Origin of the sequence: Rhodococcus sp. AQ5-07 (assembly GCF_009707305.1) — a bacterium.
Lineage (GTDB): Bacteria > Actinomycetota > Actinomycetes > Mycobacteriales > Mycobacteriaceae > Rhodococcus_F > Rhodococcus_F erythropolis.
Genome location: NZ_CP046099.1, coordinates 1,969,855 through 1,982,729 on the forward strand (window position 1 = coordinate 1,969,855; position 12,875 = coordinate 1,982,729).

13 protein-coding genes are annotated in these 12,875 nt (G+C 61.8%); all 13 read right to left on the reverse strand.

All coding sequences use genetic code 11. The features are described 5' to 3' along the window. The 13 genes from GJB56_RS09125 to GJB56_RS09185 are packed head-to-tail and all read right to left on the reverse strand — an operon-like array spanning position 1 to position 12,836. A complete protein-coding gene (locus GJB56_RS09125; protein WP_020907939.1) occupies positions 1-1,023 on the reverse strand; it encodes an MCE family protein in 1,023 nt (340 codons plus the stop codon). Next, the gene (locus GJB56_RS09130; RefSeq protein ID WP_047272237.1) at positions 1,020-2,189 is read right to left on the reverse strand and encodes an MCE family protein; all 1,170 of its coding nucleotides are present in this window, start codon (positions 2,187-2,189) and stop codon (positions 1,020-1,022) included. Before GJB56_RS09130 ends, GJB56_RS09125 begins: the two co-directional genes overlap by 4 nt. Positions 2,190-2,198: 9 nt before the next feature. Beyond that, positions 2,199-3,071 (reverse strand): MlaE family ABC transporter permease, encoded by an 873-nt coding sequence (locus tag GJB56_RS09135; protein WP_003944051.1) that lies wholly within the window; start codon positions 3,069-3,071, stop codon positions 2,199-2,201. Beyond that, positions 3,068-3,808, reverse strand: a complete 741-nt coding sequence (locus tag GJB56_RS09140) for an MlaE family ABC transporter permease (protein WP_021344419.1) — start codon at positions 3,806-3,808, stop codon at positions 3,068-3,070. The genes GJB56_RS09135 and GJB56_RS09140 overlap by 4 nt, the downstream gene beginning before the upstream one ends. A gap of 34 nt (positions 3,809-3,842) precedes the next feature. Continuing rightward, positions 3,843-5,096: a cytochrome P450 gene (locus GJB56_RS09145; RefSeq protein ID WP_042952022.1), complete on the reverse strand. Its 1,254-nt coding sequence runs from the start codon at positions 5,094-5,096 to the stop codon at positions 3,843-3,845. 53 nt (positions 5,097-5,149) lie between these two features. After that, the gene (locus GJB56_RS09150; RefSeq protein WP_113684204.1) at positions 5,150-6,787 is read right to left on the reverse strand and encodes an acyl-CoA synthetase; all 1,638 of its coding nucleotides are present in this window, start codon (positions 6,785-6,787) and stop codon (positions 5,150-5,152) included. 26 nt (positions 6,788-6,813) lie between these two features. Beyond that, positions 6,814-8,061, reverse strand: coding sequence for a hypothetical protein (locus tag GJB56_RS09155; protein ID WP_113684216.1), 1,248 nt, complete (start codon positions 8,059-8,061; stop codon positions 6,814-6,816). Positions 8,062-8,066: 5 nt separating this feature from the next. Further along, the gene (locus tag GJB56_RS09160; protein WP_020907944.1) at positions 8,067-8,618 is read right to left on the reverse strand and encodes a hypothetical protein; all 552 of its coding nucleotides are present in this window, start codon (positions 8,616-8,618) and stop codon (positions 8,067-8,069) included. A gap of 58 nt (positions 8,619-8,676) precedes the next feature. Next, positions 8,677-8,868: a ferredoxin gene (locus tag GJB56_RS09165; protein WP_029255487.1), complete on the reverse strand. Its 192-nt coding sequence runs from the start codon at positions 8,866-8,868 to the stop codon at positions 8,677-8,679. Between the two features lie 2 nt (positions 8,869-8,870). After that, positions 8,871-10,265, reverse strand: a complete 1,395-nt coding sequence (locus GJB56_RS09170) for a cytochrome P450 (protein ID WP_113684205.1) — start codon at positions 10,263-10,265, stop codon at positions 8,871-8,873. Further along, positions 10,262-11,068: an SDR family oxidoreductase gene (locus GJB56_RS09175; RefSeq protein WP_020907946.1), complete on the reverse strand. Its 807-nt coding sequence runs from the start codon at positions 11,066-11,068 to the stop codon at positions 10,262-10,264. The genes GJB56_RS09170 and GJB56_RS09175 overlap by 4 nt, the downstream gene beginning before the upstream one ends. After that, positions 11,068-12,273, reverse strand: coding sequence for a cytochrome P450 (locus GJB56_RS09180; RefSeq protein ID WP_113684206.1), 1,206 nt, complete (start codon positions 12,271-12,273; stop codon positions 11,068-11,070). The genes GJB56_RS09175 and GJB56_RS09180 overlap by 1 nt, the downstream gene beginning before the upstream one ends. Beyond that, entirely contained in the window at positions 12,270-12,836 is a 567-nt protein-coding gene (locus tag GJB56_RS09185; protein WP_024487471.1) for a TetR/AcrR family transcriptional regulator, read from the reverse strand. The genes GJB56_RS09180 and GJB56_RS09185 overlap by 4 nt, the downstream gene beginning before the upstream one ends. Positions 12,837-12,875: the final 39 nt, after the last annotated feature.

Below are 12,875 nucleotides of genomic sequence, written 5' to 3' on the forward strand. Positions count from 1 at the left end.
TCATCGTGGTGCGCACCTTCCGGTCGTCTGATCCACCAGGTCGACAGTGAGCGGCGTACCGTCGGCACCGTCGACCTTCAGTGCGATTCCGCACAGATAGAAGTTGAAGAACGACCCGTACGAGCCGACTCGGATCAGCTGCTTGTAGTTCGAGGGCATGGACGCGAGAATCCGATCGAGCTCACTTTGTTGCTCGATCAGCGGATTCAGGCTTGCGTCCAGCTTCGACAGGTTTCCCGCGATGTCCGGGCGAACTCCGGCGAGGAGATCGGCGAAGGTGCCTGATGCGGTGTTCACGCTCTCGACGGCAGTCCCGATCATCTCCCTGTCCGCCGCGAGCCCGCTGACCAGCTGTTGTAGGTGGTCGAGAGTGTCACTGAACTGACCACCGCGGCTGCGCAATTCACTGAGCACACCGTCGAGGTTGCCGATCACTCGACCGATCAGTTGGTCGCGGTCTGCGAGAGTGTTCGTGATCGATCCGGTGTGCGCCAGCACCGATGCCACCGTTCCGGACTGGCCTTGAAACACCTCGAGCAAGGACATCGACAACGCGTTGACCTGCTCTGGGTCCAGGGCTTGAAACAGCGGCTTGAAACCACCGAGTAGCGCATCGAGGTCGAGTGCCGGCGCGGTGCGATCGACGGGAATGCTCTCGCCCTGTGGCTGCGGTTCCGCGATCCCCGGATCGTCGAGCAGTTCGAGGTATCGATTACCCACCAGATCCTGATATCGAACAGCGGCTCTGGTCGATACAGTCACGGTGTCACCCGTATCCACACTGAAACTCACGTGGGCACGGTGATTCCCACCGAATTCGACGGAGCCGACAGAACCGACCGGCACACCCGCGATGCGCACCTTGTCGCCGGCTCTGAGCCCGGAGGCGTTGACGAACTCCGCCGAGTACGACCTCGCGTCGCCACCTCGCATCTGGCCGAACACGAGGATCAGCCCGGCGTTGACGAGGATCATCACCAGAACAAAAATTCCGAACTTGACGGTGTACCCACGAACTTTCATCGGATCTCCGTCCCGAACAGGTAGCTCATCAGATCCGGGACCGTGTTCATCGGTTGCCCACCATTCGGCTGACGCTCGGGCGCAAACGGATTCACCCCGGTATCGGTCACCAGGTACGGAGCATTGACGTTCGGGTCGCGCAGTGGAAGACCCATACACTGCGGGCCACCTGTTGCCGCGACCTTCGGAAGGTCGTCGGGATATCGGTACGGTTCGGTTCCGGCGATCAGACCGATCGACATCTTGATTCCTGGTTGTCCGTTGTAGGCGCCGTCGCCGATCTTCTTGCTCTCCTGCAGTCCGTGGAACATGCAGGGAATCACCGGGGAGTATTCCTCGAGCAGTGCGGTGGTCGGCCGCAGTAACGACAGAACGGTGTCGATACCGTCGGCGTTGGCTCCCAGTACATCTTCTCCGGTGCGGGCGACCCCGATCACGTTGAGCAAGAGGAGATCAAGATTCTGCTGCTCGTCGAGAACAGTGGTTCCCGTCGTCGTGAGCGAGTCGAGGGTGTCCATCAAGTCGAGAACAGCGTCGCGGTAGGTCTGTGTGACGGCTGGTAAATCAGTCAACACATGATCGAGAGCCTCACGTGCAGTGTTGAATTCGAGCAACGAGGAATCTGCTTGTTCGAGTGCGACGCCGAGCCGTTCACCGCGTCCTTGCAGAGCAGTCGAGAGGGCACCCAATGTCGAATCGAGCTTGCCCGGGTCCACCGTCCGGAGCACGGTGGTGAGTTTCTCGAACACCGTGTTCAGCTCGACAGTCACCCGGGATGCGTCGATCGTCGCCCCGGCGGCAAGTCGCGCGCTGCTCGGCTGCTCCGGCGAGGACAGGCTGACGAACTTCGCGCCGAAGGCCGTGTTCGACGTGATCGCCACATTCACGTTTGACGGAATCGATTCGAGCGCTTCGGGATCGATCGACAACGACAGTTGTGCGGTAGCGTCGTCAGTCGGCGTGATGGACTCCACCGAGCCCACGGTCACCCCGGCCATCTTCACCCGCGCGCCCGGATCCATCACGAGCCCCGCGCGCTCCGCGATCACCGTGATCGGGACGCGAGCGACAAACACCTGGTTGAAAGACGCGACCGACAAAGCGATGACCCCGACGATCGCCGCAGCCAAGCCCAGAGCAGCCAACTTGTAGCCGTATCTGTGCACGCAGTCCCCCTAACCGGACAGATTGAAGTTGCCGGAACCGCCGTAGAGCGCGAGTGAGACGAGCAGGGTCACCGCCACGACGCAGATCAGCGAGAGCCGAACCCCGCGGCCCACTGCAGTTCCCACGCCCGACGGTCCCCCGGACGCGTTGTATCCGTAGTACGTGTGGATCAGCATCACCAGGAGTGCCATCACGAGCACTTGAACGAAGGACCATGCGACGTCGACCGGATCGAGGAACGTCGTGAAGTAGTGGTCGTAAAGACCCGAGGATTGACCGAACAGCACGACCGTGGTGAATCGTCCGGCCAGAAATGATCCTACGAGCGCCAGTGAGTACAGCGGCAAGATCGCGATCATCCCTGCGGTGACGCGGGTGCTGACGACGTACGGGACCGAACTGATCGCCATCGATTCGAGGGCGTCGATTTCCTCACTGATGCGCATGGCACCGATCTGCGCGGTCGAACCTGCTCCGATCGTGGCCGACAGGCCGATTCCCGCGATGACCGGCGCAGCGATACGAACGTTGATGAAGGCGGAGAAGAATCCGGTGAGCGCTTCGACTCCGATATTTCCCAGCGAGCTGAAACCTTGGATCGCAATGGTGCCGCCCGAGGCTAGAGTCAGAAATCCTACGACCGCAACCGTGCCGCCGATCACTGCCAAAGCTCCGGTGCCCATGCTGATCTCGGCTACCAGCCTCAACACTTCTTTCGGGTGTTTGCGAATTGCCCACGGGATGTGAGCGATGGCGCGCGCGAAGAAGACAGCTTGTCGCCCGACGTCGTCGATCGAGCGTGACGTTCGAGCCACCCGCGCCCGCGTGCGTCCGAACTTGCCGATTTGTGCCAGCGAATCCGACAGCGTCACCTCGATCACCCCGCCGTCAATCGGATGCCGACCGCGGTGACGATGGTGTTGACGACGAACAACGCCATGAATGCGTACACCACCGTTTCGTTGACGGCCTCCCCCACGCCTTTCGGCCCACCCCGTACCGACAGTCCGCGATAGCAGGCCACCAATCCCGCCAGCATCCCGAACAGTGCAGCTTTGACCATCGACAACGCCACCTCGGGCAGGCCGGTCAGCAACGTGATTCCCTCGACGAAGGCGCCAGGGTTCACGCCCTGGAGAAACACCGAGAAGGCGTAACCGCCGGCGATGCCGATGACGCAGACGAGTCCGTTGAGCAGCAAAGCCACCACGGTCGACGCGACCACCCGCGGAATCACCAACCGATTGATCGGATCGATCCCGAGCACCTCCATGGCGTCGATCTCTTCACGAATCGTTCTCGATCCCAGATCGGCGGCGATGGCTGTCGCGCCCGCACCTGCCACGATCAGCACCGTCACCACCGGACCGACCTGAGTCACGGCACCGAGCGCGGCCCCGGCGCCGCTGAGGTCGGCGGCACCGATTTCGCGGAGAAGGATGTTGAGGGTGAAACTCACCAGGACCGTGAACGGCACGGCTACCAACACTGTCGGCACGATCGACACCCGGGCGATCATCCAACTCTGCTCGAGAAACTCCTGCACCTGAAAGCGGGTGCGGAACAAGCCCACTGCGACATCGGCGCCCATCCGGTAGAACTGGCCGAGTTCGCGCATCGGGCCCGCAAGTGCAACTCTTCCGCTGTACACGTCAATGCCCCGAAGGACATGACGTGGAGTTGCCGTAGTCGACCTTGAATTCCTTGATCCCATTGAGCCAACCGGACGAGAGCCTGCTCGGATCGCCGAGCTTGCTGATGTCGGGCATGTGATCGGCGATCTTGCCGAAGATCAGATCGACCTCCATTCTGGCCAGGTTGGCGCCGACGCAGTAGTGCGGTCCGGTTCCTCCGAACGCGAGGTGCGGGTTCGGGTCTCGGGTGATGTCGAAGACGTCGGGGTTCTCGAAGACGGTTTCGTCGAAGTTCGCCGAGCCGTAGAGCAGTACGACACGCTGCCCCTTCGCAATCGCCGTGCCGGCAATCTGTGTGTCCACCACTGCTGTTCGTTGCATGGACGTCAGTGGCGAAGCCCAGCGGATGATCTCGTCCGCGGCGGTGCGCGGACGCTCACGCTTGTACAGTTCCCACTGATCCGGATGCTCGAGAAATGCCATCATGCCGAGTGTCGTTGCGTTGCGCGTCGTTTCGTTGCCCGCGACAGCCAACATGATGACGAAGAAACCGAACTGTTCCGGGGTGAGTTTCTGCCCGTCGATGTCGGCATGCACCAAGCGCGAGATGATGTCGTCGAGCGGTTCCTCCCGTCTCGCCTCGGCCAGTTGATAGGCGTAGCCCAGGATCTGCGCCGACGCCATCCGCGACTCGCCGGCGAGCGACTCGTCGTCGTATCCCGTCATCTGATTCGACCATTCGTACAGCTGACGGCGCCCGTCCTGCGGTACACCGATCAGCTCCGAGATCGCCTGCATCGGTAACTCGCTGGCGACCTGGCTGACAAAATCACCGCTACCTTCCGCCACGGCAGCCGACGCTATGTCTTCTGCCCGCGCTTCCAGCCCGGCCCGCATCGCTTCCACCGACCGCGGAGTGAACAAGCGCGCCACCAACTTGCGCAGCTGTGTGTGCTCAGGGGCGTCCTTGTTGATGAGGACGTGTTTTGTCGCCTCCAACTCCTCCGCCGAGATGTTGTCTTCATGCCGCGGAATGCAGCCGTTGACGTTGCTCGAGAACTCCTCGCTGCGCAACGAGACGTCGCGGACGTCTGCGTGGCGGGAGACAACCCAACAACCACCGTCGTGAAATCCGCCGGTACCCGGTTCCTGGGCGTTCCACCAGACCGGAGCGCATCGTCGTAGTTCGGCGAACTCGGCAAGCGGGACGCGCTCGCCGTACAGATGCGGGTCGGTCACGTCGAACCCGTCGGGAAGGTCGATCTCAGGCATTGCAGATGCTCCTTTACGGATGGGTGCCGGGTGCCGGGTGTTGCGTGTGAGCGCTAGTCGATCCGGTGGACCGGGTCGCTGTTCTGTGAGAACTCCTTGGCCCAGCGGTAGTCCGGCTTGCCGCTCGGCGCTCGAACGACCTCGTCGGCGATCCAGAAGGAACGCGGAATCTTGTAGCCGGCAAGCTGAGTGCGGGTGTGTTTTTCGATGGAATCGAAATCCGGTTCCACACCATCGCGGACGCGGAGCACCGCCGCCACCCGATTGCCCCACCGCTCGTCGGCAATGCCGATCACTGTTGCGTCGTAGATGTCGGGATGGGCCTTCACCACGGCTTCGACCTCTTCCACGAAGACTTTCTCACCGCCGGTGTTGACCACCATGTTTCCCCGGCCGAGGAGAGTGACCGAGCCGTCGTCCTCGATCCGCGCTCGGTCTCCGGTCACCACTGCCCGCGCGCCGTTCACCTCTCGGAATATCTCCGCCGACTTCACCGGATCGTTGTAGTAGCCCAGTGGGACGTTGCCGAGTTTCGCCAACCATCCTTCGGCCCCCGAACCCGGCTCCAACACACGGTTGTCGTCGTCGACGACGACCGTGAATCTGTTGGCGCCCACTTTGGGTCCGCCACGCTGCTCGAGCCCTTTGGTTGCGAATCCGATTCCGCCGAAGCCTGTTTCGGACGATCCAACCGAATCGGAGATCATCAGATTCGGAAAGACGTCGAAGAACGCGTCTTTGACCGATCCGGAGAAGAGCGCAGCGCCGGAGGCGAGCACAGCCAGGCTCGACGCATCCGGTTGCAATTCGTGATGGGCTTCGACCAGTGGACGGCCCATGGCGTCGCCGGTGATGACCATGACCTGGGGCCGATACTCGGCGACGACTTTCCAGACCTGTGCCGCATCGAACTTCGGTTCGAAGATGACGGTGTTTCCGGAGAACAGAGCGTTGAACGTCGGCATCAGTGCCGAGGTGTGAATCAGAGGTGGAAGCATGCACCACCGCATCGGTTCGGCTGCCGCGGCGCCACCGCGCGACTGCTGGTACTCGTCGGCGATCGGCTCACCCGAATAGAAGTCGTAACCGCCGGCCAACACGCGCCAGATGTCTTCCTGCCGCCAGACGACGCCTTTCGGTCGTCCGGTTGTTCCGCCGGTGTAGAGAACGTAGACGTCGTCGCCGGAACGCTCGGGAAAAGCATGTTCACCTACGCGCAGCGGGGATTGGTTGCCGAGCGCATCCTCGTACGCCACTGCCCCCGGAATCGACGGTTCGTTCCCGAGAGCGAGTTCGTCCGGCACCTCCATCACGTACTTGACCCGCGGCGCGGACACCAACGCCTCGGCGACCCGCTCAGCGAAACCACGATGGAAAACCAACGCCGTGAGATCCGCATTCTCGTACAGATAAACCAATTCGTCGCTCGTGTAGCGGTAGTTCACCGTGATGGGAACGCCGCGGATCTTGAAGGCCGCGAGGACAGCGACCATCGCCTCGATCGAGTTGTGCAGTTGAATACCGATGTGCGAACCGACACCCAACCCGACGGACTGGAAGTAATGCGCCAATCGGTTGGCCCGCTCGTCGAGCTCACGGTATGTCACCTCCTCGCCGGAAACGATCAGCGCTCGGCGATCGGGCATCGCATCGACGGAATGCTCGAACAGGTCTGCAAACGTGTACGCCATAGGTTGAGTCCTTCGGGTTCGGCCGGTCAGACGACGAAGAGAGGCAAAGGGATTCCGCGATCTTCGAATACGAATGCCGCGCCGGTACTGACCTTCGTAATGGCGACTTCGACGCATTCCGGAGCGGGAGCTTCGGTGATGTCGACGGCCAGAAGGAGCCCCGCGGCATCTTCGGCCACCACTCTCACGGTGAAGTGCGGATTCACGCCGCGGACCAAAGCCTGGAGGGGATCGAGGTGCTCGCTGCCGAGCAAGGTCGGCCAACCGCCGTCGCGGTCGACAAGAGCGTCTCGCGAGATCCACAGCTCCAGAGCACCGCCGTCCGGTCGGATCTCGCTCTCCACATACTGCTTCGGATTCAGCAAGGGATGCACGGACAGGACCAATGCCAACGATTCCAGAGTCGAAGGAAGCCCGAGCGCATCTCGAATACGCTGTGCCGCAACTCCCGCGATTCCGGTCAATTGCTTTCGCGTGATCTCGCGCGCCTTGTCTTCGTCGGCACGGCGGCGAACCGCTGCCAGAAAGCCCAACGCCAACAGATGATGCTGCACGCAGATCTCCTCTGCGATACGAACCAAGGCTGATCGCGAGAAGTCGGAAAACCTCAGGTCGGACAACAACGGACCCGAGTAGTCCGCCCTACCGTCCCCACCGTGATCGATCGGGCTCAGCTCGACCGTCACCGCGGCGGTGCGTCCGATCTGCTCGGTGTGCGCGGTCATCACGGGAGGCGTGTGCGACGGGTCGATGACAACGGTCCAGGCGCAGTGCGGATGTCGGTCCGCGGGCCTGCGCGGTGGTCGGTGAATCGGCCGGATCTGGGCGTGCGGGTTGGTCGCGATGGCCGTCGCATCGAAAGTCGGATCCTCGATGTCGTGACACATCGAGGTCACGAACTCATCGCCCAACGGCTCGACGTCCATGAGTGCTCCGCAATGATCGAGCCAGAATTCACCGTGCAGCGGATCGTCGACCCGGTATCGAAAGTCCATGAACTGTGGCGGAGCGCCGATGTCGAGTTGTAACCCTTTGAAGATCGTCACGACGTCGTCGCCCTCGTATCCGAGAGCCTTCTGCATGCGGCGGGTGTACCAGGGGCTGGCCGATTCCCACTCCTCGACGGCCACCTGCGCCATACCCTCGCGTCCGAATTCGACGATCAGATGCGCCATGCCCGAGCGATCGATCAGCTGCCCACACAGGAGCAACTCGGGCACCAACACGGCAAGGTCGCGCTGCGAGAGTGTCTCGAAGGAATCGCGCACCGTCATCGGACTCACCACAGCGGGACCGGCGCGGTGCCCACCGGATACCAGCCCGGTAGCGGGTCGCCCGAGATCGATCGCTGGATCCGGCCCTGCATCCCCTTCGAGAGAGCGTTGTTGCCGATCATCTCCATGAACAGTGCCGACACGTTCCCGAAGTCGAAGAAGTCACGCTGCCAGGACCATTGGAAGTCCCCGCCGTAGCGGAACCAACTACCGCCGATACCGTAGACGGAGTAGTTGCTCCCGTCCTCACGCTTGGCATCGGAAATCTGCTTCCACAAGCCGATCACGTTTCCGCTACGTTCGTCGATCACAAAGTCTTGATACGGGTACTCCCAACCTTCGAGGCCCTTCATCTCGAGGCCGAGCGCGACTTCGCGAATCTCCTCGCGCCCCACTGCCATGAAATCCTGCTTGGGACCGTAGTTCCACCCGTACGTGGCGTCCTCGGTGTACATGTCCGCCAACGGTTTCCAATCACCGGCGGCTTCGGCCTTCTTGTTCGCCTCGATCCAGCGTTGGACCATCTCGTCGAGCTCTGCGCGGTCGAAACCCGTCATCTGAACTTCCTCCCTCGAGTACTTGAATTCGCTGCAATCAATCGACAATCCGCTGTAATCAGTCGACAATTCTCAGGGCGCCGGTCGGGCAGTACCTGACCGCCAGCTCGGCTTCACCGCGGAGCGACTCAGGTGGGTCCGAGTCCAGAAGACTGACCTTCCCCCGCTTCGGGACGACAAAGATCTCCGGTGCCTCGAGCTCACACGCCGCATGGCCTTGGCACAGGTCGAGGTCGACTTCGACGTGCATGATCACCCCTCACGCCCGGGACGTGTTCTGCGCCGGTACCTCACCGCGCACGGCTGCAGCAACTGGACGACCATCTTGCTGTGGTCGTTTCGGTAGGACTCCGACGGCTGCGCCATCTCGAACTCGAAGTCCCGCAGCAGGATCGAGAAGATCGCTTTGAGCTGCATCTGGGCGAATGCAGCACCGACGCAGCGATGCCGGCCGGCTCCGAACGGAATCCACGTCCAGCGGTTGACGATGTCCTCTTGATTCGGGTCGATGTACCTCCCGGGATCGAAGGTGTCCGGTCGGGGGAAGTCCTCGGCGATTCGATTGGAGATCGCGGGCGTCGCGGCGACAAGATGGCCCTCTCGGATCTCGAAGCCGCCCACTTCGAAATCTCCACGTGCCACCCGCAACAGGATGATCAACGGCGGATGCAGTCGAAGGGTTTCCTTGACCACGGCCTCGAGAACCGGAATCTGGCGCAGGGCATGAAAACTGATGTCGGCGCCGTCGGAGTACAGATTGTCGAGTTCGTCGACGACGTCCGTCATGGTGTCGGGATGCCGCAACATCTCGATCAGCGACCACGCTGCCGTGCCGGAAGTCGTGTGGTGGCCTGCGAACATCATCGAGATGAAGATGCCGGTGATCTCGTCGGCACTGAACCGGAGGTCGCCGTTCTCGTCCTTGACCGAGACCAACACGTCCAACATGTCGCGGTCCTCCTTGCCCTGCGGAGGATTCGCGATGCGCCCGTTCATGATGTCCTGTACCAGAGCGACCAACGCCAACCTGGCCTCGTCGCGGCGGCGGAAACTCTCGATCGGCGCGTACGGATCCACGAAAGCCAATGCATCCGTTCCCTGTTCGAGTTCGTGATACAGCTTGGCGAAGCTATCGTCCAGTTCGTCGCGGAACTTCTTGCCGATCAGGCACGCCGACGAGGTGTAGATGGTCAGCTCGGCGAAGAAGTCGAGCAGATCGATCTCGCCTTCGTCTCCCCACTGCGCGACCATCGCCTCGACCTCGCGGCCGATCGTGGCGGCGTGCCCGCGCATCTGTTCGCCGCGCAGAGCCGAGTTGTGGAGCATCTCCTTACGCCGCTCCGGGCTGGCATCGAAGACGACGCCTTCACCGAATATCGGCTTCATGAAGGGGTACGCAGCTTGTTGGTCGAGATCCTCGTCGGTGGAGCGGAAGAAGAACTCGTTTGCCTCGGCTCCGGACAGCAAGATCACTGTGCGGTCGGCAAGTTGAAAGGCGCCGACGTCACCACATTCCTCACGCACCCGGCGCATGAGCGCTATCGGGTCGGTTCGCAGTTCCTCGAGATGCCCGTGCGGGAGATCCCCGCCGGACACCCGCGGCGGCTCGGGCAGTGTTCGCGACGTCTCCTGCACTCCGTGCGTCATGTCGTCTCCTGTGAGTTCGCAGTGGGAAGTTTGTCCAGTGGTGCCTCGGGCTGAACTTCGACGAGCACGATGTGTGCTCCTCGCGGCGCCGACACAACGGCGACGATGGCATTGGCGATGTCCGAGGCGCGCAGAAAGTAACCATGGCGGGCGAACCCCCACTTACTCCACGATTCCCCAACCGGTCCGATGATCTCCGGCGTCGTGTCCATCCCCATGCCGGTCAGTGTCGGCCCGGGTCGCACGATCGACGCGCGAATGCCTGTTCCTTCGAGCTCCATTCGCATCTGGCGCCCCATTGCTTCGAGCCCGGCCTTGGCCGCGTCGTAAGCACCCATGAGTGGACGCTGGCGCTCGGCACAATCCGAGCCGATCAGTACGAAGTCACCGCGCTGTCGTTGCCTCATGCCGGGGAGTACGCGATGCGCCAATCGCTGCGCACCAACGAGGTGGACTTGGATCTGCCGTGAAAACGCCTCTGGATCCATCTCGTCCGCAGCCCCGAATTCGAGGTCACCGGCACCGGAGACGACCATTTCGGTGGGACCGTGGACTGCCTCTGCGGCCGAGACGAATCCGTCGACCGAATCACCGTCCGTGACGTCGAGGAAGTGGGCAAACGCTTCACCACCATTGCTGCGGATCTTCTCGGCGATGGCTTCGCATTCGGTGACTCGACGCGCACCGAGCGCAACCGGATGGCCGAGTTCGGCCAGGGCATACGCAGTAGCGGTGCCGATTCCCGACGATGCACCACTGATCAATGCCGGCCGGCGAACTGGATTGGGTTCGAAACGAGGCATCAGCGCACCTGCACTTTCACCGGCAGGGCCGCAAAGCCCCGGACGTTTGTCGAATGAACACGCTCGATTCCGGACTCGTCGACTTCGTAGTCGCTGACCCGACGCCCGAACTCTGCGAGGGCGATCTTGGCTTCGAGCTTGGCAAGGTGGGCACCGAGACAGAAGTGCACGCCACCACCGAAACTCGCGAGTTTTCCCGACGAACTCCGGCCGATCTGGAAGCTGTCGGCATCCTCGAAGACGTCGGCGTCTCGGTTGGCCGATCCGATCAGGAGCAGGACCTTCTGCCCCGCCGGAATGGTGCGTCCGTGATATTCGAGGTCGACAACCGAAGTCCGAGCCACGATCTGGCTCGACGTGTCGTAGCGAAGAGTCTCTTCCACCCATTCCGAGGCTCGTTCGGGATCGTCGAGAACCGGTGTGATCTGCTCCCGGTGGTGCGAACCCCAGTACAGAGCGTTTCCGAGAAGCTTGGTCGTGGTCTCGTTTCCGGCCACGACCATCAGAAACATGAATCCGAGGATCTCCTGGTCCGAGAGTTTGTCTCCGTCGATCTCGGCATCGAGCAAGGCCGAGGTCAGATCGTCCGTCCGCGATCGGCGACGCTGCGCGATCATCTCCTTGTAGTAGCCCATCAAACTGATCGAAGCCTCCACCGCAGGTTGCGGCACGTCGAGAACACCCGCCTCTCGATGCACCACCAGATCCGCCTTGCGCCGCAGTTCGGCTCTGTCGGGTTCGGGGACCCCCATGAGTTCGGAGATGACGTCCATCGGCAGCTTTCCCGCCACCTCCGTAATCCAGTCGAACTCCCCCGCGCCCAACGCAGGTACCAGATGTTGCTTCGTGAGTTCGAGGATCCGGCCGTCGAGCTCCGCAACCCGTCGCGGCGTGAATCCGCGAGAAACCAACTGGCGCAACCGCATATGGCGGGGATCGTCCATCGCGAGAAACGACATCACATAATGCGCGTGTGGACCGTAGGCTGCGGGGTCGAGCGATACCCCGTTGGCGCTCGAGAGACGCTTGTTGTCCTTGAATCCGTCGACCACGTCCGCATATCGCGACAACGCCCAAAAGCCAACGTCCGGATTGTGATACAACGGTGATTCTTCGCGCAGACGCTTGTACGTCGGATACGGATCGTCGTGAAAGTGGTAGTCGTACGGATTGAAGACCACCGGATCGATCAAAGCTTCTGTCATGATTTCTCCAGGATCAGTAGAGCTGAGGCCTCGAGGCGTCCAGCGATTTGCGCGTAGGTTCCGTAGCCGATCCCTGCTCGCAGAAGCGCCCCGGCATAAAGCATTTCGAGCGCTTCCAACACTTCGGGTTCGCCATTCGGATCCAGCGCCGAAGCGAGTCGTTGATGGATCTCGAGTCCGATCCGCCCGCGAAGATGTTCCACTTCAGGATCGGATCCGAGCAGTGCATTGGTCACGGCGGCCGATACCTCCGGTTCGTCCGCGAGAAGCAGCGCGATGTTTCGAAGTACAGACAGCACGTGCGCGGTGCGATCCAACCCTGAGCCATCAGGCGCCGACGAGTTCTGAAGTCTTCGCCAGAAAACCTCTGCGACCAGATGCTCCTTGGACGCGAAATACGTGTAGGCGGTCGCAGTTCCTACACCCGCTTCGGCCGCAACCGAACGGACAGTCAGTCCGGAAAACTCCTGTTTGCGTAGAACTTTCACTGTTGCTTCGGCAAGCCTGGCCACAGTTTCCGCCTGTTTGCCCGTGAGGCGCCTGCGAGTGGATTCATAGACAATCGATCCCCCGCCACTTGAATCGCCCCGTTTGCTGGACAC